We start from the raw sequence: 25,576 nt of genomic DNA on the forward strand, positions 1-25,576 counted from the left end.
ACGAGCGGGACGAGCGTCAGGCCAGCTCGGCCGTCAGGGTGATCGTCGTTCCGGTCAGGGCCTGGCTGACCGGGCAGTTCTTCTTGGCGTCCTCGGCGGCCGAGGCGAAGCCGTCCGCGTCCAGACCGGGCACCTCGCCGCGCACGGTGAGGTGGATGCCGGTGATGCCCTCGCCGGGCTGGAAGGTGACGTCGGCCTTGGTCTCCAGCCGGGTGGGCGGGGTGCCGGCGCCGGTCAGGGCGTGCGAGAGGGCCATGGAGAAGCAGCTGGAGTGGGCACCGGCGATCAGCTCCTCGGGGCTGGTCTTGCCGTTCGCGTCCTGGGAGCGCGAGGCCCACGTGACCGGCTGCTGGGCGATGCCGGAGGAGTCGAAGGTGACGACGCCGTTGCCCTCCAGCAGAGTGCCTTCCCAGGCGGTGTGTGCGGTGCGCGTGGTAGCCACGGTGGTTCCTTTCAAGGGGGGTCCGGGTGGTCGGATGCCATGTCCCATCCGATCACATTCCGGCTCACTGCACCCTGAAGACCGGGCCATGCGCGGTGAACGGCAGGCGTCCTCCCTGCGGGATCAGGTAGGCGTGCTCGCGCCGCACCCGCAGGACGTCGCACCAGCCGTCGGTGATCACCAGTACGGGTGCGGTGGGCGGGAAGTCCTCCGCGCGGTGCAGCAGGTCGATGCCGGGCTGCAGGACCGTACCGCCGCGGCCGTGCACCCGGACCCGGCCGGCGATCTCGGTGACCGGCAGGTAGCCGGCGTCGTGCGGGGCGGCGTCGCAGAACACCACGCGGGCCGCCGGTACGTCGCGGGCCTCGGCGTAGGACGCGATCGCGCCGAGGGCTTTGCCGAGCAGGGTGCGGTCCATCGAGCCGGAGGTGTCCAGGACGACGCCGAAGGTGCAGCGGGCGATCTCCTCGGGCGGGAAGTACCGTCCGGCGCGCGGGATGGCCGGGGTGGACGACTGTCGGCGCGAGGGACGGGCGTACGACCGTACGGCCTCGGGGCGCGGCACGAACTCGTCGAACCAGCGGGCGAGTTGCGCGTCCCAGGGCAGCGGCGGATGGCTCAGCGCACGGATCTCCTCGACCAGGCCGCCGGGCAGGAAGCCGCGCTCCTGTGCCTGGTGCAGGTCCAGGCCCCGGACCAGGCCGCGGCGGTAGAACTCGTCCAGGTCGACGGCGGCGCCGGGCGGGCCGAGGGGGCCGCCGAGGACGTCTCCGACGCCCTTGCCGCGCAGGGTGGCGAGCCGCCGCATGCGGCGCAGGTCGCCGGCGATGCGGTCGTAGACCTCCTCGGCGGACAGTCCGCTCAGCTGCGGGTCGTGCAGCAGCCCGTCGGGCATGGCGCCGACCTGCATCTCGGCCAGCCAGCCGTTGATGACGTAGTCGCAGGCGACGTTGAACAGGTACGGGTCGCGGGTGCCGCAGCGGTCGCCGTGGCGCAGCGCGGCGTGCAGCATCTCGTGGGCGAGGATGAACCGCCACTCCTCGTCCTCGAAGGTGCGCAGCGGGTTGACGTAGATCTCGCCGGCCTCGGCGTCGACGGCGGCGACGTCGATGCCGTGGGCGCGGGCGAGTTCGGCGTCGGCGACCAGCGTGATGCCGGCCGCGATGCCGCCGAGCAGCGGGTACGAGGAGACGAACCAGCTCAGGGCCCGTTCCCAGGGGTGCCGCGGGACGGGGCCGCCCAGCATGGAGTCGCGGCGGCCGCCGGCCAGATCCATGGCGGTGGCCATGGTGCGGGTCAGCCCGTGGGCGAAGGCGAGCTGCCAGTCCGTGGGCGATTGTCCGCCGAACCAGGGCACGAGCAGCTGGTCGGGCTCGGTGCCGGCCGTACCGCAGTGCTCGTACACGGCCGGGACGTGCTCGGCCCGGCGCCAGCGGGCGGCGATCTGCTCCTCGTCGCCGTCCGGGTAGGAAGCGGGCAGGTCGTCGGGGGTGCGGCCGACGGAGAAGGTGAGCAGGAAGCGGTTGACGACGGCGCAGCGCGCGGCGAGGTCGTAGCGGTCGGGCTGGACGCGTTCGCCCTTGGCGGCCGGCACGTGTCCGAAGCCGAGGTGGATCAGGCCGTGGGCGATGGCCCAGGCCCACTCGGCGGGTTCCGCCCTGCGGGTGGGGTGGAGGTGCACCCGGCCGCTGGAGTCGATGCGGACGAGGCCCTGGCGGGGCGAGTCGGGGCAGTCCTCGCGGCGGCACATCTCGGCCTCGATCGCGGCGAGCGCCGGGTTGGCCCACACCAGCTGGACGCCCTTGGCGCAGTCCTCGGCGGCCGCGTCCGGCTTCTTCTTGTTCTTGGCGGCGCTCTTCGCGCTCCGGCTCATCGGCGGGCCTCGACCAGCCGGGGCATGTCCCGGGCGGCCTCGATGAGGAACCAGCCGGGCAGCACGGGGTTGCCGTCGGTGTCGGAGGCGATGACGCTCTGCGCGACCTCGACGGAGATCTCGGCGAGCTGCACCAGCAGCGACTTGGCGCGGAAGGCGGTCTGCCGGCCGTTCGCCGACATGTGCTCCTTGCTGACCGGCAGCTCCTTGATCAGCCGGCCGCGGAAGGACTCGGCCAGGTAGTACAGCAGGTCGCGGTCCTCCAGGCGGTGCGGCCAGCGGGCGTCGCCCTTGAGGATCGCCTCGATGCCGAAGCGACTGCGAACGATCTTGACGTAGCCGCAGAACGCGGTCGCGTGCGCGGGGGTGAGCATGCCGTGCGCGAGGACGGTCAGGGTCGGCTCGTCCAGACCGGGGCCGAAGGAGTGCAGGGCGTCGGAGAGCATGTGCCAGGAGCGCGGCGTGGAGAACGGCTCCTCGGTCTTGGGCGGCTTGGACCACAGGTGGTCGGGCCGGTCGGTGAGGTGGTCCAGGATCCACGGGTGGATGCCGTTGCCGGCGGCCCACGCCAGCCAGTCCCTGGCGGAGACCTCCAGATGGACGTGGGCGAGCCGGTTGACCAGGGCGGAGGCGAGCGGCCGGGCGAGGGCGTTGTCGGTGGACCGGTTGCCGGCGCCGATGACGATGGAGCCCTCGGGCAGGTCGTAGTTGCCGATGCGGCGGTCGAGGATCAGGGAGTAGAACGCCTTCTGCACATCCGGGGTGGCCGCGTTCAGCTCGTCCAGGAACAGGCAGTACGGCTCGTCCCGGGCGATCGCCTCGGGCGGGCAGAACACCGAGCGTCCGTCGCGGATCTGCGGCACGCCGATCAGGTCCTCGGGGGCGAGCTGGGTGCCGAGCAGGCTCACGCACTCCAGGCCGAGCGAGTCGGCGAACTCCCGCACCAGGGAGGACTTGCCGATGCCGGGAGCACCCCAGAGGAAGACCGGCCGGACGGTGGCCAGACCGAGGAGGAGTTCGGGGACGCGGGCGGGAGTGACGGTGACGGCAGCCTGCAAGGCGGGAGTTCCTCGGGTGTTCGAGCGATGGGCGACTCGAACAGTCTGGGCCCACGCAGGTGCGGGCGCAGCCGAATTTCAGGCGGCCCGCTCGTCCTCGGCGTCCTGGGTGTCCCCGGCGTTCTCGGCGTTCTCGGCGTCCTCGGCGTTCTCGGCGTCCTCGGCGTCCTCGGCGTTCTCGGTGAGCGGCACCTGCGGTCCGTCCAGCTCACCCAGCCAGCGCCGCAGTACGCCGTGGACCTGCTCGGCGCCGGTCAGCTGCTCCCCTTCCGCGGCCGGTGCGGACAGGTCCAGCGGGGAGAGCAGGAAGGGGCGGGACTGGGCGCCGCCGAGGCCGCCGTGCGAGCCGATCTGCTCCTCGAACGCGAGGACTTCGCCGTCGGCGGGGTCGAGGGCGGAGTTCACCATGATGTCCGCGGTGTGCGGGAAGGAGTGGGTGCGGCGGACCGCGTCGGCGGCACCGGGGCCGAAAGGGGCCAGCGGGCCGGGTCTGCCGTCGAGCCGGGAGAGCGGGATCTCGGCGCCGCCCGCGCCCAGCACCACGCCGTCGTGCTCCTCGCTGCGCACCAGCAGGAAGCCGATGCCGGGGTGGTTGGCGAGGGTGGTGAGCAGGGCGGGATGGCGGGCGTCGATCTCCTCCTTGGTCATGCGGTGCGGGACGTCCGGGAAGGAGACCAGGCCGAGGTTGCCGGAGGCCAGCACGACCGGCTCGGAACGGCGGGAGGGGCGGTGGAGGTCGCCCTTCTCCTCCACGGGCCGGCGCAGGGCGGCACGGACGGCGGCCCGGGCCTCGGCGCCACTGCGCGTACGGTCGGCGCGGCGCGGCACATGCAGTCCGCAGCCGGCCCGGACGAGGTCGCCGAGGGTGAGTCCGTAGCGGGCGCGAAAGGTCTCGCCGTAGCTCTGTCCGTGGTCGGACAGGACGACGATCCGGTAGGGCCGCGGGGCATGTTCGGCGACCCGGCCGAGGAGGGCCAGGGACCGGTCGAGGCGCTGCAGGACCTTCTCGGCGTCCCGGCTGCGGGGGCCGGAGTGGTGGGCGACCTCGTCGTAGGCGACGAGGTCGGCGTAGACGGCGGTGCGGCCGGCGAGTATGTCGCCCATGACCGCGGCGACGACGACGTCCCGTTCGACGACGGTGGCGAAGGCGCGGACGAACGGGTAGAGACCGCCCCGGCCGACCCGCGGGCGCTGCCTGCGCAGGCGGGCGCGGGTGGACTCGCCGATCTCACGGGCCACCTCGGCGAAGAAGGACAGGGCGGTACGCACGGCGTTGGCCGGGTCGGAGAAGTAGGCGAAGTAGCCGGCACGGGAACGGTTCTCCCGGACCCGGCGGCGGGTGGCGATCGACAGCACGAGGGCCTGTTCGCCGGCGCCGCCGCTGAAGAGGTTGCCGCGGCTGGCGCCGTCCACCGTGAGCAGTCCGCCGTCGCCGGTGCGCAGCACGGCGCGGCGCTGCAACTCGACGGCGCTGGTGGGCCGGTTGCACACCATCACCTCGCCTCGGTCCTTCTCGTACCAGCGGAAGGCCGGCACGTCGAAGGTGCTGCCGTGCAGGATGCCGAGCTGGCTGGCCCCGGTCTGGCTGGACCAGTCGGTGCGCCAGGGGTCGAGGCGGTGGGTGGGACGGTGGGCCGGCTGGTCGGTGCGGGGTTCGCCCTCGCCGGGCGGCCGTGTGCCGTCGCCGGCGGCCAGCCAGCGGGCGACCGTCGGCATGAGGCCTTTGGAGACGGCGTCCGTGAGGACGTCGTGGCCGACGCCGTCGAGCTGCACGCAGACCAGGCCGGGGGCGGAAGGGCAGGGCGGGTGGGCCCGGCGGCTGCGGGTGGCCAGGCGGTGCAGGCGGCGCCGGTAGGTCTCGTCGTCGCGTACGGCGAGGGCCGCGCCGGTGGCGGAGGCGACGGCGGACATCACGGCCGCCACGATGACGGCGGTCTCGGGTGCGGCCTCGCCCCGGCCGGAGGGGTTGATGTGCAGGGCGAGCAGCAGCAGGGAGCCGTTCAGGAAGAAGACCAGCAGGCCGAGGACGAAGGCGGGAACGAGCAGCAACAGCCGGACCAGGAGCGGCCAGACCACGGCCGAGAGCACACCGAAGGCGCCGGCGCCGCAGGCGGCGGCCACGGCGATGCGGGTGGCGCTGTCACCGTCGGCGGACTGCAGCCGGAAGTCCGGCAGGACGCCGGCGAGGGCCAGCATGGTGACGGTGGAGACCGCCCATACGGCGATGCTCCGCCCGATCTGACTGGCGATCCGCCGCCACCGCACCCCTCGCACGCCCCGTACACCTCGAATCCCGGCACTCCCCCGCCCCGCGCTCGGGAAGACGCCCATGTCGTCACCCGGCCGATCGGGCCCGGCTCCACCTTGTCACACCGCGACGTGGCGGCCCGGGCGGGCCGGGAGCCTCAGCGGCCGTCGTACCCGGCCGTCGGCATCGACAGCCGCCGGTGCACGCGGGCCTTCATCTGGGCGTCGTACGACGGTTCGGCGCGCCCCACCGTCTCCACGCGCACGCCCCGGCGGGCGCACTCGGCGGTGAACTCCTCCACCGACGACACGGCCCGCCGCAGCACCCGGAGGCTGGGGGCGACGAACACGTCCACCCCCGGCCTGACGCCGTGCCACAGCGCGCAATGGTCGAAACGGAGCCCGCCGACGAGAAGTTCCCGGGCGATCACGTAGCCCCGCTCGGCCGCCCAGCGGGCGCACATCGCGTGCTGGCTGCGCGAGTCCACGAGGAAGGGGTCGGCCTCCAGCTCCTCCAGTGGTGTCAGGCTCGCGATGGCGGTGACCCGCACCGGCATGAGCGCGCCGGAGGCACCCCGCAGCTGTCCCATGGCGTCCCCCTCACCTCCGGGTTTCGCCGCCGACCCTACTCCTGCCCGTAGGCTTCGGGGAGTCGCGTGAAGGAGGCGAAAAAGGTGCCGGTGGAGATCACCTGGTGGGGTCACGCAACCTGCACGGTGGAGGATGCGAACACGCGGGTGCTCACCGATCCCCTGTTCGCCCGACGGCTGGCGCATCTGCGCCGCCGTCAAGGCGCCGTGCCGCCCGCCGAGGCCCGCCGCGCGGACGTGGCGCTCGTCTCCCATCTGCACGCCGACCATCTGCACCTGCCCTCGCTCGCCTGCCTCGCCCCGGGCACGCGCCTGCTCGTGCCCCGGGGCGCACCACGGGCGGTACCGGGCGTGCGCCGGCTGCGGCAGCTGCGCGTCACCGAGGTGGCCCCCGGGGACGAGGTGCGGGTCGGCGAGCTGCTGGTCCGGGTGGTGCCGGCCCGGCACGACGGACGGCGGCTGCCGGTGGGCCCGCAGCGGTCCCCCGCGCTGGGCTACGTCGTCGAGGGCGAGGCCCGGACGTATTTCGCCGGGGACACGGGGCTGTTCGACTCGATGGCCGAACGGGTCGGGGCGGTGGACGTGGCGCTGCTGCCGGTGGGCGGCTGGGGGCCGTATCTCGGGGAGGGGCATCTGGACGCGGGGCGGGCGGCGCGGGCGCTGGCCGGGCTGGCGCCGCGGGCCGCGGTACCGGTGCACTACGGGACGTACTGGCCGCTCGGCATGGACGCGGTGCGTCCGCACGAGTTCCATGCGCCGGGCGACGAGTTCGTGCGGCTGGCTGCGCTGGCCGCGCCGCAGGTGGCGGTGCACAAGCTCGGGCACGGCGAGAGCGTGCGGCTGGAGGTCGCCCGGTGAGCCGGCCGGGCTTCGCCGTGACGCTCGCCGCCGCCTCGACGTCGGTCGTGCCGCCGGAGGCGACGCAGCGGACGCTCGGCTACCCGTCGTTGTTCCTGCTGGTGCTGATCGGGGCGCTGCTGCCGGTGGTACCGACAGGGGCGCTGGTGAGTTCGGCCGCGGTGGTGGCGTTCCATCAGACGGCGCCGTTCTCGCTGGCGCTGGTGTTCGTGACGGCGTCTCTGGCCGCGTTCCTGGGGGACGCGGCACTGTACTGGCTGGGGCGGCGCGGGTTGCGGTCCAAGAACGGCTCGCGGTGGCTGGAGGCGATCAGGTCCCGGGCGCCGGAGGAACGGCTGGCGCAGGCGCGGGAGAAGCTGGCCGAGCACGGGGTGGCGGTGCTGGTGCTGTCCCGGCTGGTGCCGGCCGGCCGAATACCGGTGATGCTGGCCTGTCTGATGGCGGAGTGGCCGCTGCGGAGATTCGCCCGCGGGAATGTGGCTGCCTGTCTGGCGTGGGCGGTCACCTATCAGGTGATCGGTGTGCTGGGGGGTTCGCTGTTCAAGGAGCCGTGGGAGGGGGTCGTGGTGGCGGTTGCGCTGACGGTGGTGGTCAGCGTGGTTCCGGGGGCGGTCCGGCGGTTGCGGTAGCGCCGTCACCACGCGGTCGTCCGCGGACTGCGGGCAGCGGACCGGCGGTTGTGGTGGCGCCATCACCGTGCGGTCGTCCCCGAACTGCGGGCAGCGGACCGGCGGTTGCGGTAGCGCCATCACCGTGGGGTCGTCCGCGGACTGCGGGGGCGCCGTGGCCGGTCGCGCCGTTCGCCGCGCTCCTGAAGGGGCGGCTCACTCGAGCACCCTCGAAAAGGGGCGCCTCACTCAAGCACCCTCGAAGCGCCGACCGGCAGATCCCACAGGTCCTCTCGCGCGCGTCCCGCCTGGTCCCAGGCCGCTCGCACGCGCCTGAGCGGTTCCAGGACCGGCTCGGCGGAGAGGATGAACGTGCCCCAGTGCATGGGGGCCATGCGGCGGGCGCCCAGGTCCAGGGTGGCCTGGACCGCCTCTTCGGGGTTGCAGTGGACGTCGCTGAGCCACCAGCGGGGGTCGTAGGCGCCGATGGGCATCAGGGCGAGGTCGATGCCGGGATAGCGGCGGGCGATGCGGGAGAACCAGTGGCCGTAGCCGGTGTCACCGGCGAAGTAGAGCCGCTGTCCGTCGGGGGCGGTGAGCACCCAGCCGCCCCAGAGGCTGTGGCAGGTGTCGGTGAGGGTGCGCTTGGACCAGTGGTGGGCCGGCACGAAGTCGAAGCGGACGCCGGACAGTTCGGCCCCCTCCCACCAGTCCAGCTCGGTGACACAGGTGAACCGGCGTCTGCGGAACCAGCGGCCGAGGCCGGCCGGCGCGAACACCGGGGTGTCGCACGGGAGTCGGCGCAGGGTGGGGGCGTCCAGGTGGTCGTAGTGGTTGTGGCTGATGACGACCGCGTCGACGCGGGGCAGGGTGTCCCAGGGCACGCCGACGGGGGTGATGCGGGCCGGGGTGCCGAGGATGCGGCGCGACCACACCGGGTCCGTGAGGACGCTCAGTCCGCCTATGCGGACGATCCAACTGGCGTGTCCCGCCCAGGTGACGGCGAGGGTGCCGGTGCCGACGCGGGGCAGCGGAGCCGGTGCGTACGGAAGCCGGGGAACGTCGGCGAGACCGTCCGGGCCGGGGCGGACGGCGCCTTCACGGGCGAAGCGGGCGAGGGCCTTGAGGCCGGGCAGGGGCGCGGTGAGCCGGTCGTGGAAGGTCCGTGGCCAGACCCGGAGTTCGCCCAGGGGACGGGGCTCGGCCGGCGGGGGCGAAGGGGGCGCGACGGGGGTCGGCGTGCCGGGCTCGTGCGCTGCGGTCGTCGTCGGGACCGGGCCGGGCTCGCCGGCTGCGCTGGTCGTCGGGGCGGAGCCGGGCTCGTGCGCTGCGGTGGTCGTCGGGACCGGGCCGGGCTCGTGCGCTGCGGTGGTCGTCGGGGCGGAGCCGGGCTCGTGCGTCTGCTGCGTCATCGAGGAGGCTCCCTTCGCTGGGCGTCGTCGCTGAGATCGTCGAAGGCCGACCCCAGGGAGATCAACGCGCCTTGCAGCTGCGGCAGTTCCAACGGTGCGGGTGACGTGAGGCATTCCGTGCGCTCCTCGCCCGTACCGCCCAGCAGGGGGCCGGTGGCGAGCCGCACGCGCAGCGCCTGGAGGTCGTCGCCGAAACGGTGGCCGCCCGGCGCGGGCATGCCGAGCCGCGCGGTGAGGAGATCCTCCAGTTCCTGTGCGTCGCCCACGCCCTGCGCGGCGAGGGGTTCGCGCAGCGGCCCCAGGTCGGCGTACAGGTGACGGCCGGCCTGCGGCGGCCGGGCGAGCGCGCCGGCGGCGACGACCGCGGCGTGCGCCGCCGCGGCCACGCGCGCGTGCAGCCGTACGGTGGCCTCGCGGCGCTCCGTGACGGGCGGGGGTTCGTCGAGGGCGTAGCCGGCGGCCGCCGCGACCGGTACGGCGATGCGGGCGCCGAGCGCGGTCAGGATGTCGAGCACGCGCGCGTGGAGGTGCCGTCCGGCGGCGGTGGCCGGGAAACGGGCGACGGCGGCGGGCCAGCCCGGGGGCAGCAGGGAGCCGGCCAGGTCGGTGACGACGGTGACCTGATCGGGCTGCATCTCGGCGGGGCTCAGCAGCATGGTCTCGTGCGGGTCGTGCACGGTGTCGCGCCAGGTCTCGTCGCTGACCAGGTGCAGGCCCTCGGCGGTGGCGGCCTCGACGGTCTCGTGCAGCAGTTCGGGCGGAGCCACGGTGGCGGTCGGGTCGTCGGCCACGGACAGCACCAGCAGCCGGGGGTCACCGCCCTCGGCACGGACCCGGCGGACGGTCTCCAGCAGGGCGTACGGGTCGGGGACGCCGCCGCTCTCGGCGGGAGTCGGCACATGGAAGACGGGCCGGCCGAGGAGACGGGCGTACGGTGCCCACCAGGCAGCGCAGGGGCGGGGCACGAGGACGTCGGCGCCGTCGCCGGCGAGCGCGGCGGTGAGCGCCAGCAGCAGCGCGGGAGCGCCGGGTCCGGCGGCCACCTGGTCGGGGACGCTGGGCAGGCCGCGCCGCGTCCAGTAGCCGCAGGCCGCCTCCAGCAGGGCGGGCGCGCCGCCGATGGGCTGGGCGTCGGCGCGGCCCGCGGCGGCGGCGACGACGGCGGAGAGTTCCGGGAGCACAGGCAGGCCGTCGCCGGGAAGGGGCGGGCCGTAGCGGACCGGGCCGTGGCCTTCGCCGGGGTCCGTCCGCCGCATGTCCGCCTCCGCGCAGTCGTGGTGCCGTCGTACCGCCCGGTCGGGCCGTACCGTCCTCGTGGGCCGCTGTGTGCCGCGGTGTGCGGCGTGCTGTGCGCCCTGGACGGGTCGGGGTCCGCGGGGCGTCCCGACCCGGGTTCCCTGTCGTATGTGCCGTTGCCGTCTGGCGTTGCCGTCCGCTGTCGCCGTGTGGCCGTTCTCCGTCTGGCGTTGCCGTCTGGCGTTGCCGTCTGCCGTCGCCGTCTGGCTGTTCTGCGTCTGCCGTTGCCGTCTGACTGTTCTGCGTCTGCCGTTGCCGTCTGTCTGCGTCTGCGGTCTGTCGTCCGTCGGGTGGTGTCCGGTGCCGCTTGCGCGTTGGCTGGTGCGGCGGTTGCTGTGGGGGTGGGTGGTTCGTGCCGGTGCTCTTGGGAGGGCGTGTACCCGCCGGGCGGCCCTCCATGGGCGGTCGCCGAAGTTGTGCGGATCACGTCCCCTGGGATTGGCCTTGCGCGGACCTCCTGAGCCCGTACAGCCGGTAGACGGCTCCCGCGAAGGCCGCGGCGATCAGAGTGCCGCCCGCGACGAGCGCCGGGACCGAGTCCTCGAAGGTGCCGCCGGTGCCCGCCTCGACTCCGTGCTGGACGGTGGCCGGGTCGCACCCGCCGGAGTCACGGGACTCACGGCAGCCGTGGCCGTCCTGGCAGCCTTCGCCGTGCGACTCCGCGCACCGGCCGTCGGCCCGGCCACCACTGTCCCGCCCGCCACCGTCCTGGCCACCACTGTCGCGACCGGTGCCGTCCTGGCCACCGCTGTCTCGACCAGTGCTGCTCTGTCCGCCACTGTCACGGCCGGTGCCGTCCTGGCCACCGCTGTCGCGGCCGGTGCCGTCCTGCCCCCCGCTGTCGTGACCGGCGGTGTCCTGTCCGGTGCCCTCGTGCCCGCCACCGACCTGCCCGCCACCGTCGCGCCCGCCGCCGTCCTGGCCCCCGCCCTCGCGGCCGGAGCCGACCTGCCCGGTACCGCCCTGCCCGGCCGTCTCGCAGTACTCCCCCTGCGGGCACTGACTGCCCTCGCCGCACGGCTTGCCGCCCGGGCAGGCCGTCGCCGCCGCGGCGCCGTCCGGGCACTGGCCGGGGTCGGCGCACGCACCGGCGTCACCGATGCGGGTGCCGAAGTAGGGCGCTCCGGAAGGCACGCCCGGCTCATCGGGGGTGGCCGGGCAGGTGCCGTCGGTGAAAGTCGGTGAAGTGCCGTCGATGGAAGTCGGTGAGGAGCCGTCGACGGAGGTCGGTGAGGTGCCGTCGACGGTGTCCGGGACCAGACCGGTAATGGGGTCGCACGCCTCGACGGCTGACACCGCGAAGGAATCGGGCCCGGCCAGGAGGGCAGAACCGTCGACGGCAGCCGGCCCCACGGGGACGGCCGGCCCGGCCACTGTGGCAGGCCTTGCGACGACGGCGACGGCGGCCGGGACGGCAGGACCCGCGAAGGCCACCGGCCCGGTGAGGGCGAGGGCGGCGCCGGTGGCGAAGAGGACGGGCAGGGCACGGGCGGCGGTGCGGAGCATGGGAGGGGCTCCTCGCGGGCGGCGGGGCGGTCGGACGGCGGTACTCCGGCGCACCGGTACGACGGCAACGCCGTACGGCGCCCGGTACGGGCACGGGGCGTGCCCTCGCTGCCATCACAGCCCGCGGGGCGCCGTACCGCGCGCGGCCGGAGCCCATTCGCGGGATACGCGGGGCCAGGCGGGTGAACCGGGACGAGCCGCGGCGGCCGCGCGTCGAGGGGCGCGGGAAACTGCACGATCGACCACCCCCACCGGCACCCGCGAACGTCAGCCCAACCGCCTCGGCAGGCCGCCCCGGCACCCGCCGACGACGGCCGACCATCCCGGCAAACCATCCCCACACCCGCCGACGACAGCCAACCACCCCGGCAAACCGTCAACAGCGGCCCACCGCCCCCGGATGCCGCCCCAGGGAGGCGCGGAAGGCCGCTCGGTGGGCTTGGAAACCGGCCGCGGTACACCCCGGGAGGTTTTCCGCCTCCTGCGCAGGTGACTCGTTATCTGCTGACCGGATCGTCCGCTTCGTACTGCACCGGGGAGGTCTCTCCATGAGCACCAAGGTCGCCGACCACATCCTCGAGCGCCTGCGCGCTTGGGGCGTGGAACAGGTCTTCGGCTATCCGGGCGACGGCATCAACGGGCTGCTCGCCGCCTGGGGCCGCGCCGAGGACCAACCGCGCTTCATCCAGTCCAGGCACGAGGAGATGTCCGCCTTCGAGGCGGTCGGATACGCCAAGTTCAGCGGGCGTATCGGCGTGTGCGCGGCGACCTCGGGACCCGGCGCCATCCATCTGCTCAACGGCCTGTACGACGCCAAGCTGGACCACGTGCCGGTGCTGGCGATCGTCGGCCAGACCGACCGGACCGCGATGGGCGGCTCCTACCAGCAGGAAGTCGACCTGCACACGCTGTACAAGGACGTCGCCTCCGAGTTCGTGGAGACGGTGACGGTGCCCGAGCAGCTGCCCAACGTGCTGGACCGGGCGATTCGCACCGCGTACGCGCGACGCTGCCCGACCGCGCTGATCATTCCCGGTGACGTGCAGGAGCTGGACTACTCGCCGCCGACCCACGAGTTCAAGATGGTGCCCTCCAGCCTGGGCATGAGCGACTACACGGCGACCCCGACGGACGAGGCGCTGCGCCGGGCGGCGGACGTGCTGAACGCGGGCGACAAGGTCGCCGTCCTGGTGGGGCAGGGAGCCGCCTCCGCGGTCGTGGAGGTGCAGGAGATCGCCGAGCTGCTCGGCGCCGGTGTCGCGAAGGCGCTGCTCGGCAAGGACGTGCTGAGCGACGAACTGCCGTACGTGACCGGTCCGATCGGGCTGCTGGGCAGCCGCCCGTCGTACGAGCTGATGCGGGACTGCGACACGCTGCTGACGATCGGTTCGTCGTTCCCGTACACCCAGTTCATGCCGGACTTCGGCAAGGCGCGCGGGGTGCAGATCGACATCGACCCGCACATGATCGGCATGCGCTATCCGTACGAGGTGAACCTCGTCGGTGATGCTCGGGCGACGTTGCAGCGGCTGATTCCGCTGCTGAAGACGGACCGGGGCGGGCGCGAGTGGTACGACACGGTGTGCGCGAACGTGAAGCGCTGGCACGAGACGATGGAGCGGCGGGCCGGACTGTCGGCCGATCCGATCAATCCCGAGTACGTGGCGCGGGCGCTGGATCCGCTGCTGCCGGACAACGCGATCCTCACCTCGGACTCCGGTTCGGTCGCGAACTGGTACGCGCGGCACATCACCATGCGTCCGGGCATGCGCGGTTCGCTGTCCGGGACGCTGGCGACGATGGGACCCGGTGTGCCGTACGCGATCGGTGCGAAGTTCGCCCACCCGGACCGGCCGGTGTTCGCGCTGGTCGGGGACGGGGCTATGCAGATGAACGGTCTGGCAGAGATGATCACGGCCGCGAAGTACCGGGACCGCTGGTCGGATCCGCGGCTGGTGGTGGCCGTGTGGAACAACCAGGACCTGAACCAGGTCACCTGGGAGATGCGTGCGATGGAGGGCGCCCCGTCGTTCCTGCCCTCGCAGGCGATCCCGGACGTGCAGTACGCGGCGTTCGCCCGCTCGCTCGGCCTGACCGGCATCCGGGTGGAGAAGCCGCAGGACGTGGAAGCCGGATGGCGGGCCGCCCTGGCGGCCGACGGGCCGGCGGTGATCGAGTTCCTGACCGACCCCGCCGTTCCGCCGATCCCGCCGCACGCCACCTGGGAGCAGATGGAGGCGACGGCGGCGTCGATCCTCAAGGGCGACACCGACCGGGGTTCGATGATCAGGCAGGGGCTGAAGGCGAAGGTGCAGGAGTTCCTGCCCGGCCGGGAAAAGCATTAGCCGTACGGCGCGGACCCCGTGTCGGACGTACGGCACCGGGTACGCGATGCGGACCTTCGACCCTCTGGAGGGAGACATGCAGCGAGGCAGTGACCGCCTGAGCGTCCATCGCGACGACGAGATGAAGCACGAGCTGAAGGACCTGCTCCGGTCCGGGCACCCGACACGCGTGGAGGAGTGGCACGACCCGGAGCCGGCCGCGGACGACGATCCGGAGGTATGGAGCGGCCCGGTGGGCGGACTGGGGTCCCCGGCGTCACTGGAGCGGACCCGGCTGGAGCTGGCCCGGTATCTGAGCCGGCACACCTTCCCCGCGAAGCCGGGGGAGCTGGGCCGGGCGCTGCGCCGGAGCAACGCGCCCGGTGCGCTGATCGACGCGGTGGCGGGTCTGCGGCACGGGAACCGGTACGAGAACATCCAGCAACTGGCCGAGGCCCTGGTGGGCGGCGAGTGAGCCGGGACCAGGCGGCCGAGATCGCGCGTGGCGCCACCGTGGACGTCGGGGACGCCACGACGCGGTTTCTGCTCTACGGCCTGCTGCCCGGCTGGTTCGTACCGGGGCTCGCCGACTGGGTGATGCACCGGCGCACCCGCATCGAGGACACGGCGGGGACGAAGGAGTCCCTGATCCACTCACTGATGATGGCGGAGGTGGGCCTGCCCATCGCGCTCACCCTGCGCTACGAGATCAATCCGCTGCTGCTGACCGTGCAGCTGGGCGCGGCGGCGGTGCACGAGGCGACGGCGCTGTGGGACGTGCGGACGGCCGTCGACAGCGAGCGCGAGGTCAAGCCGATCGAGCAGCACATCCACAGCTTTCTGGAGTCGCTGCCGTTCGGTGGCCTGGTGTCGCTGATGTGCCTGCACTCCGACCAGGTGAAGTCGCTGCTGCGGGCGGGGCGCGGCGATCCGGACGCCTGGCGCCTCGTGCCGCGCCGGCGCCCGCTGTCGCCGGCCTATCTGGCGGGTATCGGCCTGGCGATCGGCACGTGCGTGCTGCTGCCGTACGGCGAGGAGCTGCTGCGCTGCCGGCGCGCGGCCCGGGCGAGGAAGCGGCGCGCCCGTGCCCACCGGGCCGTGCTGAAGAAAGTGAAAGGAAGCTGAGGATCATGCGTATCGCGTTTCTGGTGGCACCCGAGGGCGTCGAGCAGGTCGAGCTGACCGAGCCGTGGAAGGCTGCCGCGGACGCCGGGCACGAGCCGGTACTGGTGTCGACCGGGTCCGGGAAGATCCAGGCGTTCAACCATCTGGACAAGGCGGACACGTTCCCCGTGGACGAGGTGGTGGGTGAGACGTCGGCCGGCTCGTTCGGCGGTCTGGTGCTGCCGGGCGGGGTGGCCAACCCGGACTTCCTGCGGATGGACGAGAAGGCCGTCGCGTTCGTGAAGGACTTCTTCGATCAGGGCCGCCCGGTCGCCGCGATCTGCCATGCGCCGTGGACGCTGGTGGAGGCGGACGTGGTGAGCGGCCGGGTGCTGACGTCCTGGCCGAGTCTGCGCACGGACATCCGCAATGCGGGCGGCACCTGGGTGGACGAGCAGGTGAAGATCTGCGACCACGGCTCCAACAAGCTGGTGACCAGCCGCAAGCCGGGCGACCTGAAGGCGTTCTGCGACGCGTTCCTGCACGTGTTCGCCTCGGAGGCCGGCTGAACGAGCGGTTCCGTCAGGGCCGGCCCTTCTGCGTGGAGGGGTCGGCCCTCTTGTGCGTGTGGATCAAGCTGACGGAGATGCCTGAACGAGCTGCGGTCGGGCGCCGGACATGCCCGAGCGTGGTCCAGGCCGGGGGCCGGAGACACCCTCGTGTGGCCCAGGTCGGGCGCCGGAGACACCCGGGCGTGGCCCAGGTCGGCCGCCGGAGACACCCGCGCGTGGCCCAGGCTGGGGGCCCAGGCTGGGCGCCGGAGACGCCTGCGCCCGGTGCAGGCCGGGCCGAGATGCCTGCACGCGGTCCAGGCAGGGCGCGGGAGACGCCCGCGCGTGGTGCGGGTCAGCTGCCGGGGGTGTCCGGGGTCGCCGCCTCGCTGCAGCCGCGCTCACGGGCGCCCTCGCGGGTGCGGCCCGCGCTCACCAGACGGCGCGGGTTGCGGCGCAGGTACTCGCCCTCCAATTGCGCCATGCGCTCGTTGTGGGCGCGCAGTGCGTCGTTCGAGCCGTACAGCAAGGTGTCGTGGCGCGTGCGGTGGATCGTCTCCAGCTCCTTCATGAGCTGCTGGTCGTCCAGCCGGCTGGGGTCGACTCCGGTCATGGTGGTACCCCGCTCGTCGTGGTCGTGTCTGCGGTCCGGGTACCCACCCGGCATGCACTGCCCCCGAGCGGTTTCCGGGAGGAATCCATGGAGCTCGCGTTCCTGAATCCACTGTACGAACATCCGGGGTCCAGGGCCTCCGCATACGACCCGTCCCGGCGCGACCCGAACCGCTGACCCTGCCGCCGCCGGACGGTCCGGTGCAGCGGGGCGCGCTGCCGCACGGGACGCCGCCGGACCTGGGCCGCCGAGACGGGTGACGAGGCGCCGGCGGACGGTCCGGGGCGGGCCACCGCACCGGCGGCGACCGCGGGGCGGCGGGCTGGGCGGGTCCGGACCTACCGGGCCCGCTCCACTCGGCGTTCGTCCCAGACCGGTTCCGCGGTCTCGCGGACCCGGCCGTCGCTGCCGAAGACCAGGAAGCGGTCGAAGGAGCGGGCGAACCAGCGGTCGTGGGTGACCGCGAGCACCGTGCCCTCGAACGCCTCCAGGCCCTCCTGGAGTGCCTCCGCGGACTCCAGGTCGAGGTTGTCGGTGGGTTCGTCCAGGAGCAGCGCGGTGGCGCCCGCGAGTTCCAGCAGCAGGATCTGGAAGCGGGCCTGCTGACCGCCGGACAGCCGGTCGAAGGTCTGCTCGGCCTGCTGGGTGAGTTCGTAGCGGCGCAGCCGGGACATGGCCGCTCCCCGGTCCTGGGCGTGTTCCTTCCACAGGATGTCGAGCAGGGTGCGGCCCTTGAGTTCGGGGTGCGCGTGCGTCTGGGCGAAGTGGCCGGGTACGACGCGGGCGCCCAGCTTCCAGTCGCCCGTGTGCGTCACGCCCTCGCCGGCGAGCAGCCTGAGGAAGTGCGACTTGCCGGAGCCGTTGGAGCCGAGGACGGCGACCCGTTCGCCGTAGAAGACCTCCAGGTCGAACGGCTTCATCAGGCCGGTCAGCTCGAGTCCCTTGCAGGTGACGGCCCTCACGCCGGTACGGCCGCCCTTGAGGCGCATCGTGATGTCCTGCTCGCGGGGCGGCTCCGGCGGCGGGCCGGCCTCCTCGAACTTGCGCAGCCGGGTCTGCGCAGCCTGGTAGCGGGAGGCCATCTCATGGCTGACGGCCGCGGCCTGACGGAGGTTCAGGACGAGCTTCTTCAGCTGGGCGTGCTTCTCGTCCCAGCGGCGGCGCAACTCCTCGAAGCGGGCGAAGCGTTCGCGGCGGGCTTCGTGGTAGGTGGCGAAGCCGCCGCCGTGCACCCAGGCGTCGGCGCCGGCCGGGCCCGGTTCGACGGAGACGATCTTCTCGGCGGCACGGGCGAGGAGTTCGCGGTCGTGGGAGACGAACAGGACGGTCTTGCGGGTCTCCTTGAGCCGTTCCTCCAGCCACCGCTTGCCGGGCACGTCCAGGTAGTTGTCCGGCTCGTCCAGCAGCAGCACCTCGTCGGTGCCGCGCAGCAGCGCCTCCAGCACGAGCCGCTTCTGCTCGCCGCCGGAGAGGGTGCTCACCTGCCGCCACTGGGCGCGCTCGTACGGCATGCCGAGCGCGGCGGTGGTGCACATGTCCCACAGCGTCTCGGCCTCGTAGCCGCGCGCCTCGGCCCAGTCGGCGAGGGCCTGGGCATAGCTCAGCTGGGCGGCTTCGTCGTCGACCGTCATGATGGCGTGCTCGGCCTTGTCGACGGCCCGCGCGGCCTCGCGGATGCGGGGCGGGGCCACCGAGACGAGCAGGTCCCGTACGGTCGTCTCGTCCCGTACGGAGCCCACGAACTGGCGCATCACGCCGAGGCCGCCGCCGACGGTGACGGTGCCGCCGTGCGGTTTCAGCTCGCCGGAGATCAGTCGCAGCAGGGTGGTCTTGCCGGCGCCGTTCGGGCCGACCAGCGCCACGACGGCGCCTTCGCCGACCCGGAAGGACACATCGCCGAGCAGCGCCCTCCCGTCGGGGAGGTAGTACTCGAGGTGCGCGGCTTCCAGATGTCCCATGGGCAGGCATTCTCCGGGCAGCCGGGACCCCGGGCAAACCCTTATCCGGCGCCGCACCGGGCCGGCCGCGGCGTCCAGAGGCGTCCCGCGCTTCTCCGGCCGGGCGGGCCCCCGCCGGCCGGACGACGCGTCCGGCAGTTCTCCCGTCGGCCGGGGCCCCGCTATCCGGCCGTGTCCAGCGCCTCCCCCGCCGGGCCGCCCTCGCCCGCGGGTTCCACCGTGGCGCCCTCCCAGGACAGCGCCTTCCAGCCGTCGGAGGGGGAGCCCTCCAGGATCACCACGCCCGTGTTCTGCAGCGGACGGGCCGCCGCGAAGGCGACGTCGACGTTGTCGGCGCGGGCGGCGGTCCACACGCGGATCGCGGCGCCGTGGCTGACCATGGCGACGGTCCCGGCGCCGCTCGCCGCGGCCTCGGCGACCACGGCGTCGTACCGGGCGAGGGCCTCCTCGCCGCTCTCGCCGCCGGGCATGCGCAGCGCGGTGTCCCCGGCCGCCCAGGCGAACACCGTGCGCAGGTACCGCTCGCCCTCGGCCGTGTGACCGGGCAGCATCTCCAGGTCGCCGGCGGACAGCTCCCGGATGCCGTCGCGGACGAGGACGTCCAGGCCGCGGGCGGCGGCCAGCGGGGCGGCGGTGAGCCGGGTGCGGATCAGCGTGGAGGCGTAGAGGGCCTCGATGTCCTCGGCGGCGAGCGCCGCAGGCAGCGCGGCGGCCTGCGCCTCGCCGAGCGCCGTCAGCCCCGGGCCGGGCACGGCGGTGTCCAGCAGATGGTCCACGTTGGACGGGGTCTCACCGTGGCGGACGAGGAGCAGGCGCATCCGGGTTCTGTCTTTCTCGTTCGCGCCGGGCGGCGACCGCCGCACGGGAACACAAGAAACGGGTACTTCAGGGTAACCGCACCCCATGAGCCCAGACCTGGACCTGACTGCCGCCGCGACCGCCCCCAGCCCGCTGCGGACGGCCCTCGATCTCGACGCCCGGCTGTTCGAGGCCGCCGCCGCCTGGCACTGGCCCGGCGCCGAGCGGGTGCTGCCCCGGCTGAGCCGGAGCGCGAACCATGGGGTGCTGTGGTTCGCGACGGCCGCCGCGATCGCCGCGAGCCGCACACCCCGGGCCCGCCGGGCGGCGGTCCGCGGGGTGGCCTCGCTCAGCCTGGCCTCGCTGGCGATCAACACGCTCGGCAAGCGCTCGGTGCGCCGTCGCCGGCCGGTGCTGGACCCGGTGCCGCTGGTGCGGCAGCTGAAGCGGCAGCCGATCACCACGTCCTTCCCGTCCGGGCATGCGGCCTCGGCCGCGGCCTTCGCGTGCGGGGTGGCCCTGGAGTCGCCGGCGTGGGGTGCGGCGGTGGCGCCGGTGGCGTTCTCGGTGGCGATGTCCCGGGTGTACACCGGGGTGCACTTCCCGAGCGACGTGCTGGCCGGGGCGGCGCTCGGCGCGGGCGCCGCCTTCCTGGTACGGCGCCTGGTGCCGGCCCGCACCCAGGTCAAGCGGCCCGCCCGGTCACGGGCCGACGCACCGGCGCTGCCCGAGGGCGACGGTCTGGTGGTGGTCGCCAACCGGGCCTCGGGAACGGCGGACCGGGTACGGGCGCTGCACGACGCGCTGCCGAAGGCGGAGATCGTCGAGTGCGAACCGGATGAGGTCGTGGACGAGCTGGAGAAGGCGGCGGCGCGGGCGCGGGTGCTCGGGGTGTGCGGCGGCGACGGCACCGTGAACGCGGGGGCCACCGCCGCCCTCGGGCACGGTCTGCCGCTCGCGGTGCTGCCCGGCGGCACGCTCAACCACTTCGCCTACGACCTCGGAGTGGAGGACGAACGCCGGCTGGCCCGGGCCGTCCGGCACGGTGAGGCGGTCCGGGTGGACGCGGGCCGGTTCGTCAGCGGGGACACGGAGGGCCTGTTCCTCAACACGCTGAGTCTGGGCGTGTATCCGGAGCTGGTGCGCGAGCGGGACCGCTGGTCGCACCGGATCGGCGGCTGGCCGGCCGGGGTGCTGGGCGCACTGCGCGTGCTGCGCGCCGACCGGCATCCGCTGGAGGTGGAGGTGAGCGGTGAACGGCGGCCGCTGTGGCTGCTGTTCGTCGGCAACGGCGTCTACCACCGCATGGGTCTCGCCCCGGGCCGCCGTACCGATCTGGCGGACGGTCTGCTGGACGTGCGGGTGGTGCACGGCAGCCGCAGGCCTGCGCTGCGGCTGCTCGCAGCGGCGGCCTCGGGCCCGCTGACCCGGTCGCCCGCGCATGCGGCGGTACAGGTGAACCGGCTGCGGCTGACCGGCGTCGCGCCGGGCACCCCGCTGGCGTACGACGGCGAGGTAACGACGGTGTCGGGCGAGGTGACACTGGAGAAACTGCCGGAGGCCCTGACGGTCTACCGCCCGCTGAACACACGATACTGACAGGCCCTCAGCAACTAGGCCTGACTGCACGTCAGACCACATGGTGACACGGGTATCTCATCATACGGCCAGCGGGCGTACGGTGATCCGTACCGGCGGACGGGTCCGGCCGGTCCGCCGACGAGGGACGAAGGGGTACAGCCATGCCGAAAGCCCGGGAGACCGCCGTCTACACGCACGGGCACCACGAGTCGGTGCTGCGCTCGCACACCTGGCGGACCGCCGCGAACTCCGCGGCGTATCTGCTCGGCTCCCTGAAGCCCCACATGAAGATCCTGGACATCGGCTGCGGCCCCGGCACCATCACCGCCGACCTGGCGGAACTGGTCCCCGACGGCCATGTCACCGGCGTCGACCGGGCGCCGGGCGTCCTGGCGGAGGCCCGCGCCACCGCCGCCGCCCGGGGCCTGGCCAACGTCGACTTCGCGGTGGCCGACGTGCACGCCCTGGACCACCCGGACGACACGTTCTGCGTGGTCCACGCCCACCAGGTGCTGCAGCACGTCGGCGACCCGGTTCAGGCGCTGCGCGAGATGTGGCGGGTCACGAAGCCGGGCGGGCTGATCGCGGTGCGGGACGCCGACTACGCGGCCATGACCTGGTATCCGGCGGTGCCCGGCCTGGACGACTGGCTGGAGCTGTACGAGCGGGTGGCCCGGGCCAACGGCGGCGAACCGGACGCCGGGCGCCGGCTGAAGGCCTGGGCCCTGTCCGCCGGCCTGACCGACGTGACCGCCGGCTCCAGCACCTGGACGTACGCCACGGACGAGGAGCGGGCCTGGTGGAGCGGCCTGTGGGCGGACCGGACCCTCTCATCCGGCTACGCCGACCGGGCCACGCAGGGCGGTCACGCGACACCGGAGCAGCTGCGGGCGGTGTCGGAGGCCTGGCGGGAATGGGGCCGCCGCGAGGAGGGATGGTTCGCGGTCCTGCACGGCGAGATCCTGTGCCGGAAAGCAGCCTGATCCCCGAAACGGAGAGGTCAGTCGCGGGGAAGCAGCGGTCCGAGCGGCCCGAGGTCCAGATTCAGGTCCTCGGGCCGCAGGCCGTACCGGTCCCGCAGCTCGGCCATCCGGTCCTCCAGGAGCATCAGGGTGAGCCCGATCCGCTCCTCCTGCTCCTCGGTCAGGTCGCCGGTGTCGAAACGCCGCACGGCCTGCCGCTCCATGAGCTGGCGCAGCAACTCGACCACCGTGAGCACGAGTTTCACCAGGTCGCGTTCGACGGTGTCGGGTTCCAGATCGAGCCGTTTGCGCGGCGTGCGCGCGGTCATACGGGCTCCTCGAAGGGCGAAGGTACCTGCTGGTTCACGGAGCTGATCAGTGCGTTGAGGTCGATGCGGACGAGGTCGACGTCCGCGATGCGCAGCGTGATGTCGCCGGTGATCACGACTCCGCCGGCCAGCAGCCGGTCCAGGAGGTCCACGAGGGCGACCTCACGCCGTTCGACTACGGTCACCGCCCCTCCCCGGTGTTCCCGGCCGCGTTCTCGGCCGCGTTCGCGGCGATCTCGCCGGTGAACGAGTAAGCGGCCCAGGGGCCGGTGAGTTCCACCCGGATCCCGGGGGCCTCGTCCTTCGTACGGTCCACCATCTCCACGAATTCCTCGGAACACCTGCGCGGCACCAGATAGGCGGCGTTCAGCACGTTCCGTCCCGCGGCGCCGGAAAGCGCGGGATTCTGCGGGCGGTGCAGCCGGAATTCCTCGGCACGCTCGGCGAGGCGTTCATGCAGGGACCGGGCGAATTGTTCGGCCCGCTGCCATTTCTCCTCCACCGCGTGGCTCTGCGCGCGCCGGCTGCGCAGATAGTCACGGCCGCTGGCGGGCTTCTCGGCGGGCGCGGGCGCGGCTTCGGCCGGTTCCGCCTCCAGGTACACCTTCACGCCCCACTCCACGCGGCCGCCCAGACGGTCGAGCAGCTGCCGGAAGTGGTCCTCCCGGGCCTCGATCATCACGCGTACGGCGCTGTCGTCCCGGAAGACGGTCGCGAGCCGCAGCGGCAACGGGGTGGTGACCGTGGTGAGCGCGTCGATCACGCCCTCGTGGGCTCGGGCGGTCGCGGCCAGCCAGTCCAGGTCCTCCAGGCGGGCCTTCAGTGCCTCCTCGGAGAAGTCGGCCTCCGGGACCGTACTGACGACGGCGACGAGCCCGTGGTGGTGCAGCACCGCAGGCGGGGCCCCGCCGATGCCGGTGAGCTGGGACTGCAGGGGCAGCTCGAAGGGGCGGCAGACGGCGTACACGTACCGCAGTCCGGTCATGGTGCCTCCCTCCGGGCGTGGCCCGTCTCCAGTTCCTCCAGCCGGGCAAGACGTTCTCTCAGCTGGGCGTTCTCCCGTGTCAGCTCGTCGCGGCGGGCCCGGGAGGAGAGAGCCGGATCGCTCTCCCACCAGTCGATGCCCATCTCCTTGGCCTTGTCGACCGAGGCGACGATGAGCCGCAGTTTCACTGTGAGCAGTTCGATGTCGAGCAGGTTGATCCTGATGTCGCCCGCGATGACGATCCCCTTGTCGAGCACGCGTTCAAGGATGTCGGCAAGGTTCGCCCCCGAGCCCTGGCCGTAGGGCTCGGGGAAGCGGTTGGGCATCGTCATCGACGGCTCCCGCGTTCGGCGTACTCGGGTTCCTCTTCCTCGTACCCCTCGTCCTCGTCCGCCGTGTCCTCGTACGATTCCTCGGCGGCCTCCTCGCCCTCCTCGGCGGCCTCCTCGTCCTCCTCGGCGGGCTCCTCGCCTTCTTCGGCGGGTTCCTCGTCCTCCTCGGCCTCAGCCTCGTACGGGCCCTCTTCCTCGTCCTCGTAGGGTTCCTCTTCGCCCTCCTCCTCGGTCTCCTCCGACTCCTCGGATCCCTCGGGCTCCTCGCCCTCCTCGGACTCCTCCTCGGACTCCTCGGGCGCCTCGCCTTCCTCGCCCTCTTCGGGCTCCTCGCCCTCTTCGGGCTCCTCCTGCTCCTCCTCTTCGGCGGCCACGGCGTCCTCGTGGCTGCGGACCACCTCGCCGTCACGGATCTCGCCGCGCCAGGCGTCCTCCGCCTCTCCCTTCAGGGTGATGAACCGGGCGAAGTTCTTCAGGTCCAGCCTGGTCCGGCGGCCCTGGGCGCGCCAGATGTTGCCGGTCTTCTCGAAGAGGCCGGTCGGGTAGTACTCGATGACCAGCAGGACCCGGGTGAGGTTCTCCTCCAGCCGGTGGAAGGAGACCACGCCCTTGGTGGTGCCCTTGGCGCCCTCCGACGTCCACTGGATGCGGTAGTCGGGTATCTGCTCGGTGGTCTGCGCCTTCCAGCTGCGGCTGGACCAGAAGATCTTCGCCTGCCAGTCGGAGTGGGTGTCGTCGGCGCGGCTGGCGCTCTTGACGCCCTTGGCGAAGCTGCTGAAGTCCTTGTACTGGGTCCACTGGTCGTAGGCGGTCCGCAGCGGTACGCCGACGTCGATGGACTCCATGATGACGATGGGCTTCTTGCCCGCGCCGCCCTTCTTGCCCTTGCCGCCCCCGAGGCCTCTGACCGCGTTCATCACGTTCTCCTTGACGCGGGAGCCACCCAGCTCGAGCGCGGAGCGCAGCGGCCCCTTGCCCTCGGCGAGCTTGCGGCCGCCCTCCAGCGCGAGCTTGGCGAAGCCCGGACTGTTGCCCTCGGCGATGTCGTTGAGCTTGGTGGTGGTCTGGCCGAGCTTGCGGCCGAGGCCGGTGAGCATCTTCGTGGCCTGAGCGGCCAGGTACTCCTGTGCCTCCGCCTTCAGCCGGTCGGCCGCCTCGCTGTGGGCGAGATCGGTCAGCGGGCTGCCCTTCGCCTTGCCCGCCGCAGAGGTGGCAGATCCGAGGGTGTCGGTCATCGGTCATCGCCGCCCTTCGACTGGCCGCCGGCGGCGCGCCGGGCGGTGCCGCCGGCCCCGGCCGTCTTCTTCGCGGCCGACTTGCGGGCCGCGGTCGTCTTCTTGCCCGCCGCCTTCTTCGCGGGAGCGGTCTTCTTGGCCGCGGCCTTCTTGGCGGGGGGCTTCTTCGCCGACGCCTCCCGGTCGCGCTCCTTGCCGCGCGGCTCGTTCTCCCGGGCCTCGCGGTCGTCGCCGCGGTCCTCCTCGTCCTCCCGGTCGGCGGATTCCTCGTGGACGTCCTCGTCGCCCTGCTCCTCCTCGGCCGGGGGTCCGCCGGCGAGCTGGTCGCGTACCTGGGAGGTGCGGCCGTGCAGCCGGTCGGCGAGCGAGTTCATCTGCCGCTCGACCATCGCGCCGGTGGTGGCCTTCCCGACGCCTCGCAGGTCCTGGCGCAGCTGGTCCCCGATCTCCTTGAACTGGGGGTTGTTCTTGAGCTGCTGGTTCACCACGTCCGCGAGCATCTTCGGACTGAGGTTGAGCTTCTTGCCGGCCACCATGGAGCCGACGGCGAGCGCCATCTTCAGCTTCTTGGTGCGTCCGAGCAGATACCCGGCCCCTACGGCGAGGCCCAGTGCCATTCGGTTCATCGTCCCGTCCCGTTGCCTGTGGTGTTGCCGGAGCGCAGGGCGATCTCCAGCCGGTCGAGCAGCTCGTCCTCGGTCCGGTCGAACTCCTCCTCGGTGATCTCGCCCGCCTCCAGCCGTTCTTCGAGACGGGCGAGATCGGCCCGTACGGTGGCGGGGTCGTAGTAGATCCGTTCCGCCTCGCGGACCACCTGTTTGATGGCCCACGCGCTGCCGCGCACGGGCGCGAACGGCAGCATCAGCACTTCGCCGATCAGTCCCACGGTGGTCTCCTTCCGCTCGGGCCGGGAG

Annotated in this window: 26 protein-coding genes; 8 read left to right on the forward strand and 18 right to left on the reverse strand. The window is 73.0% G+C overall.

Translation table 11 applies throughout. The features are described 5' to 3' along the window. Window positions 1–16: 16 nt before the first annotated feature. From ACZ4SF_RS11910 to ACZ4SF_RS11930, 5 genes are all read right to left on the reverse strand, one after another. Window positions 17–442 carry an OsmC family protein gene (locus ACZ4SF_RS11910; RefSeq protein WP_468381772.1) on the reverse strand — a complete coding sequence of 142 codons (426 nt, stop codon included), beginning with the start codon at window positions 440–442 and terminating at the stop codon, window positions 17–19. A 64-nt stretch (window positions 443–506) separates the two neighbouring features. Then, complete coding sequence (locus tag ACZ4SF_RS11915) at window positions 507–2,315, reverse strand: vWA domain-containing protein (RefSeq protein ID WP_468381775.1); 1,809 nt, start codon at window positions 2,313–2,315, stop codon at window positions 507–509. After that, window positions 2,312–3,373 carry an ATP-binding protein gene (locus ACZ4SF_RS11920; protein WP_468381778.1) on the reverse strand — a complete coding sequence of 354 codons (1,062 nt, stop codon included), beginning with the start codon at window positions 3,371–3,373 and terminating at the stop codon, window positions 2,312–2,314. Before ACZ4SF_RS11920 ends, ACZ4SF_RS11915 begins: the two co-directional genes overlap by 4 nt. Window positions 3,374–3,451: 78 nt before the next feature. Then, window positions 3,452–5,647, reverse strand: a complete 2,196-nt coding sequence (locus tag ACZ4SF_RS11925; RefSeq protein WP_468381781.1) for a phage holin family protein — start codon at window positions 5,645–5,647, stop codon at window positions 3,452–3,454. A 131-nt stretch (window positions 5,648–5,778) separates the two neighbouring features. Beyond that, window positions 5,779–6,210 carry a hypothetical protein gene (locus tag ACZ4SF_RS11930; protein ID WP_468381784.1) on the reverse strand — a complete coding sequence of 144 codons (432 nt, stop codon included), beginning with the start codon at window positions 6,208–6,210 and terminating at the stop codon, window positions 5,779–5,781. Between the two features lie 84 nt (window positions 6,211–6,294). Between ACZ4SF_RS11930 and ACZ4SF_RS11935 the strand changes: the two genes are divergently transcribed. Together ACZ4SF_RS11935 and ACZ4SF_RS11940 are read left to right on the forward strand one after the other, a co-directional pair. Next, window positions 6,295–7,068, forward strand: a complete 774-nt coding sequence (locus ACZ4SF_RS11935; RefSeq protein WP_468382500.1) for an MBL fold metallo-hydrolase — start codon at window positions 6,295–6,297, stop codon at window positions 7,066–7,068. A 17-nt stretch (window positions 7,069–7,085) separates the two neighbouring features. After that, window positions 7,086–7,697 carry a DedA family protein gene (locus ACZ4SF_RS11940; protein WP_468382503.1) on the forward strand — a complete coding sequence of 204 codons (612 nt, stop codon included), beginning with the start codon at window positions 7,086–7,088 and terminating at the stop codon, window positions 7,695–7,697. A 224-nt stretch (window positions 7,698–7,921) separates the two neighbouring features. Here ACZ4SF_RS11940 and ACZ4SF_RS11945 read toward each other — a convergent pair whose 3' ends face one another. From ACZ4SF_RS11945 to ACZ4SF_RS11955, 3 genes are all read right to left on the reverse strand, one after another. Further along, a complete protein-coding gene (locus ACZ4SF_RS11945; protein WP_468381786.1) occupies window positions 7,922–9,088 on the reverse strand; it encodes an MBL fold metallo-hydrolase in 1,167 nt (388 codons plus the stop codon). Then, window positions 9,085–10,344 (reverse strand): aminotransferase class I/II-fold pyridoxal phosphate-dependent enzyme, encoded by a 1,260-nt coding sequence (locus tag ACZ4SF_RS11950; RefSeq protein ID WP_468381789.1) that lies wholly within the window; start codon window positions 10,342–10,344, stop codon window positions 9,085–9,087. Before ACZ4SF_RS11950 ends, ACZ4SF_RS11945 begins: the two co-directional genes overlap by 4 nt. A gap of 463 nt (window positions 10,345–10,807) precedes the next feature. Next, window positions 10,808–11,890, reverse strand: coding sequence for a hypothetical protein (locus tag ACZ4SF_RS11955; RefSeq protein WP_468381792.1), 1,083 nt, complete (start codon window positions 11,888–11,890; stop codon window positions 10,808–10,810). A gap of 548 nt (window positions 11,891–12,438) precedes the next feature. Between ACZ4SF_RS11955 and ACZ4SF_RS11960 the strand changes: the two genes are divergently transcribed. The 4 genes from ACZ4SF_RS11960 to ACZ4SF_RS11975 all read left to right on the forward strand — a co-directional run bounded on the left by ACZ4SF_RS11960 (window position 12,439) and on the right by ACZ4SF_RS11975 (window position 15,887). After that, window positions 12,439–14,235 carry a thiamine pyrophosphate-requiring protein gene (locus tag ACZ4SF_RS11960; RefSeq protein WP_468381795.1) on the forward strand — a complete coding sequence of 599 codons (1,797 nt, stop codon included), beginning with the start codon at window positions 12,439–12,441 and terminating at the stop codon, window positions 14,233–14,235. A 76-nt stretch (window positions 14,236–14,311) separates the two neighbouring features. Continuing rightward, window positions 14,312–14,689: a DUF2795 domain-containing protein gene (locus tag ACZ4SF_RS11965; protein WP_468381798.1), complete on the forward strand. Its 378-nt coding sequence runs from the start codon at window positions 14,312–14,314 to the stop codon at window positions 14,687–14,689. Then, window positions 14,686–15,339, forward strand: coding sequence for a diguanylate cyclase (locus ACZ4SF_RS11970; protein WP_468381801.1), 654 nt, complete (start codon window positions 14,686–14,688; stop codon window positions 15,337–15,339). The genes ACZ4SF_RS11965 and ACZ4SF_RS11970 overlap by 4 nt, the downstream gene beginning before the upstream one ends. A 5-nt stretch (window positions 15,340–15,344) precedes the next feature. Continuing rightward, entirely contained in the window at window positions 15,345–15,887 is a 543-nt protein-coding gene (locus ACZ4SF_RS11975; protein WP_468381804.1) for a type 1 glutamine amidotransferase domain-containing protein, read from the forward strand. A gap of 337 nt (window positions 15,888–16,224) precedes the next feature. Here the strand turns inward: ACZ4SF_RS11975 and ACZ4SF_RS11980 are convergent, their stop codons facing one another. From ACZ4SF_RS11980 to ACZ4SF_RS11990, 3 genes are all read right to left on the reverse strand, one after another. Next, window positions 16,225–16,536, reverse strand: a complete 312-nt coding sequence (locus ACZ4SF_RS11980) for a DUF6158 family protein (RefSeq protein WP_468381807.1) — start codon at window positions 16,534–16,536, stop codon at window positions 16,225–16,227. A 284-nt stretch (window positions 16,537–16,820) separates the two neighbouring features. Continuing rightward, window positions 16,821–18,440 carry an ATP-binding cassette domain-containing protein gene (locus tag ACZ4SF_RS11985; RefSeq protein ID WP_468381810.1) on the reverse strand — a complete coding sequence of 540 codons (1,620 nt, stop codon included), beginning with the start codon at window positions 18,438–18,440 and terminating at the stop codon, window positions 16,821–16,823. 161 nt (window positions 18,441–18,601) lie between these two features. After that, entirely contained in the window at window positions 18,602–19,258 is a 657-nt protein-coding gene (locus tag ACZ4SF_RS11990; RefSeq protein ID WP_468381813.1) for a histidine phosphatase family protein, read from the reverse strand. Window positions 19,259–19,343: 85 nt separating this feature from the next. On the opposite strand from ACZ4SF_RS11990, the gene ACZ4SF_RS11995 reads away from it, so the two are divergent. Both ACZ4SF_RS11995 and ACZ4SF_RS12000 read left to right on the forward strand, forming a co-directional pair. Next, a complete protein-coding gene (locus tag ACZ4SF_RS11995; RefSeq protein WP_468381816.1) occupies window positions 19,344–20,837 on the forward strand; it encodes a phosphatase PAP2 family protein in 1,494 nt (497 codons plus the stop codon). Window positions 20,838–20,980: 143 nt separating this feature from the next. After that, window positions 20,981–21,802, forward strand: coding sequence for a class I SAM-dependent methyltransferase (locus ACZ4SF_RS12000; protein ID WP_468381819.1), 822 nt, complete (start codon window positions 20,981–20,983; stop codon window positions 21,800–21,802). Between the two features lie 17 nt (window positions 21,803–21,819). On the opposite strand, the gene ACZ4SF_RS12005 is transcribed toward ACZ4SF_RS12000, so the two are convergent. From ACZ4SF_RS12005 to ACZ4SF_RS12035, 7 genes are read right to left on the reverse strand one after another with little or no spacing between them, the layout of a single operon-like run. Then, window positions 21,820–22,110, reverse strand: a complete 291-nt coding sequence (locus tag ACZ4SF_RS12005) for a gas vesicle protein K (protein ID WP_468381823.1) — start codon at window positions 22,108–22,110, stop codon at window positions 21,820–21,822. Continuing rightward, window positions 22,107–22,295 (reverse strand): gas vesicle protein, encoded by a 189-nt coding sequence (locus ACZ4SF_RS12010; protein ID WP_468381826.1) that lies wholly within the window; start codon window positions 22,293–22,295, stop codon window positions 22,107–22,109. Before ACZ4SF_RS12010 ends, ACZ4SF_RS12005 begins: the two co-directional genes overlap by 4 nt. After that, entirely contained in the window at window positions 22,292–23,095 is an 804-nt protein-coding gene (locus ACZ4SF_RS12015) for a GvpL/GvpF family gas vesicle protein (protein ID WP_468381829.1), read from the reverse strand. The genes ACZ4SF_RS12010 and ACZ4SF_RS12015 overlap by 4 nt, the downstream gene beginning before the upstream one ends. After that, entirely contained in the window at window positions 23,092–23,427 is a 336-nt protein-coding gene (locus ACZ4SF_RS12020; RefSeq protein WP_468381832.1) for a gas vesicle protein, read from the reverse strand. Before ACZ4SF_RS12020 ends, ACZ4SF_RS12015 begins: the two co-directional genes overlap by 4 nt. After that, window positions 23,424–24,662, reverse strand: a complete 1,239-nt coding sequence (locus tag ACZ4SF_RS12025) for an SRPBCC family protein (protein ID WP_468381835.1) — start codon at window positions 24,660–24,662, stop codon at window positions 23,424–23,426. Before ACZ4SF_RS12025 ends, ACZ4SF_RS12020 begins: the two co-directional genes overlap by 4 nt. Beyond that, window positions 24,659–25,288, reverse strand: a complete 630-nt coding sequence (locus ACZ4SF_RS12030; RefSeq protein ID WP_468381837.1) for a DNA primase — start codon at window positions 25,286–25,288, stop codon at window positions 24,659–24,661. The genes ACZ4SF_RS12025 and ACZ4SF_RS12030 overlap by 4 nt, the downstream gene beginning before the upstream one ends. Then, window positions 25,285–25,548, reverse strand: a complete 264-nt coding sequence (locus ACZ4SF_RS12035; protein ID WP_468381840.1) for a gas vesicle protein GvpG — start codon at window positions 25,546–25,548, stop codon at window positions 25,285–25,287. Before ACZ4SF_RS12035 ends, ACZ4SF_RS12030 begins: the two co-directional genes overlap by 4 nt. Window positions 25,549–25,576: the final 28 nt, after the last annotated feature.

This window comes from Streptomyces sp. NPDC027663, from assembly GCF_055566415.1.

Excerpts from the sequence above, each read along its gene's own strand:
- ACZ4SF_RS12030 (WP_468381837.1), bottom strand. The coding sequence starts at position 25,288 with ATGAACCGAATGGCACTGGGCCTCGCCGTAGGGGCCGGGTATCTGCTC.
- ACZ4SF_RS11955 (WP_468381792.1), bottom strand. The coding sequence starts at position 11,890 with ATGCTCCGCACCGCCGCCCGTGCCCTGCCCGTCCTCTTCGCCACCGGC.
- ACZ4SF_RS11915 (WP_468381775.1), bottom strand. The coding sequence starts at position 2,315 with ATGAGCCGGAGCGCGAAGAGCGCCGCCAAGAACAAGAAGAAGCCGGAC.
- ACZ4SF_RS12000 (WP_468381819.1), top strand. The coding sequence starts at position 20,981 with ATGCCGAAAGCCCGGGAGACCGCCGTCTACACGCACGGGCACCACGAG.
- ACZ4SF_RS11945 (WP_468381786.1), bottom strand. The coding sequence starts at position 9,088 with ATGACGCAGCAGACGCACGAGCCCGGCTCCGCCCCGACGACCACCGCA.
- ACZ4SF_RS12005 (WP_468381823.1), bottom strand. The coding sequence starts at position 22,110 with ATGACCGCGCGCACGCCGCGCAAACGGCTCGATCTGGAACCCGACACC.
- ACZ4SF_RS11950 (WP_468381789.1), bottom strand. The coding sequence starts at position 10,344 with ATGCGGCGGACGGACCCCGGCGAAGGCCACGGCCCGGTCCGCTACGGC.
- ACZ4SF_RS12020 (WP_468381832.1), bottom strand. The coding sequence starts at position 23,427 with ATGACGATGCCCAACCGCTTCCCCGAGCCCTACGGCCAGGGCTCGGGG.
- ACZ4SF_RS12015 (WP_468381829.1), bottom strand. The coding sequence starts at position 23,095 with ATGACCGGACTGCGGTACGTGTACGCCGTCTGCCGCCCCTTCGAGCTG.
- ACZ4SF_RS12025 (WP_468381835.1), bottom strand. The coding sequence starts at position 24,662 with ATGACCGACACCCTCGGATCTGCCACCTCTGCGGCGGGCAAGGCGAAG.
- ACZ4SF_RS11960 (WP_468381795.1), top strand. The coding sequence starts at position 12,439 with ATGAGCACCAAGGTCGCCGACCACATCCTCGAGCGCCTGCGCGCTTGG.
- ACZ4SF_RS11930 (WP_468381784.1), bottom strand. The coding sequence starts at position 6,210 with ATGGGACAGCTGCGGGGTGCCTCCGGCGCGCTCATGCCGGTGCGGGTC.
- ACZ4SF_RS11985 (WP_468381810.1), bottom strand. The coding sequence starts at position 18,440 with ATGGGACATCTGGAAGCCGCGCACCTCGAGTACTACCTCCCCGACGGG.
- ACZ4SF_RS11975 (WP_468381804.1), top strand. The coding sequence starts at position 15,345 with ATGCGTATCGCGTTTCTGGTGGCACCCGAGGGCGTCGAGCAGGTCGAG.
- ACZ4SF_RS11965 (WP_468381798.1), top strand. The coding sequence starts at position 14,312 with ATGCAGCGAGGCAGTGACCGCCTGAGCGTCCATCGCGACGACGAGATG.
- ACZ4SF_RS11995 (WP_468381816.1), top strand. The coding sequence starts at position 19,344 with ATGAGCCCAGACCTGGACCTGACTGCCGCCGCGACCGCCCCCAGCCCG.
- ACZ4SF_RS11990 (WP_468381813.1), bottom strand. The coding sequence starts at position 19,258 with ATGCGCCTGCTCCTCGTCCGCCACGGTGAGACCCCGTCCAACGTGGAC.
- ACZ4SF_RS11980 (WP_468381807.1), bottom strand. The coding sequence starts at position 16,536 with ATGCCGGGTGGGTACCCGGACCGCAGACACGACCACGACGAGCGGGGT.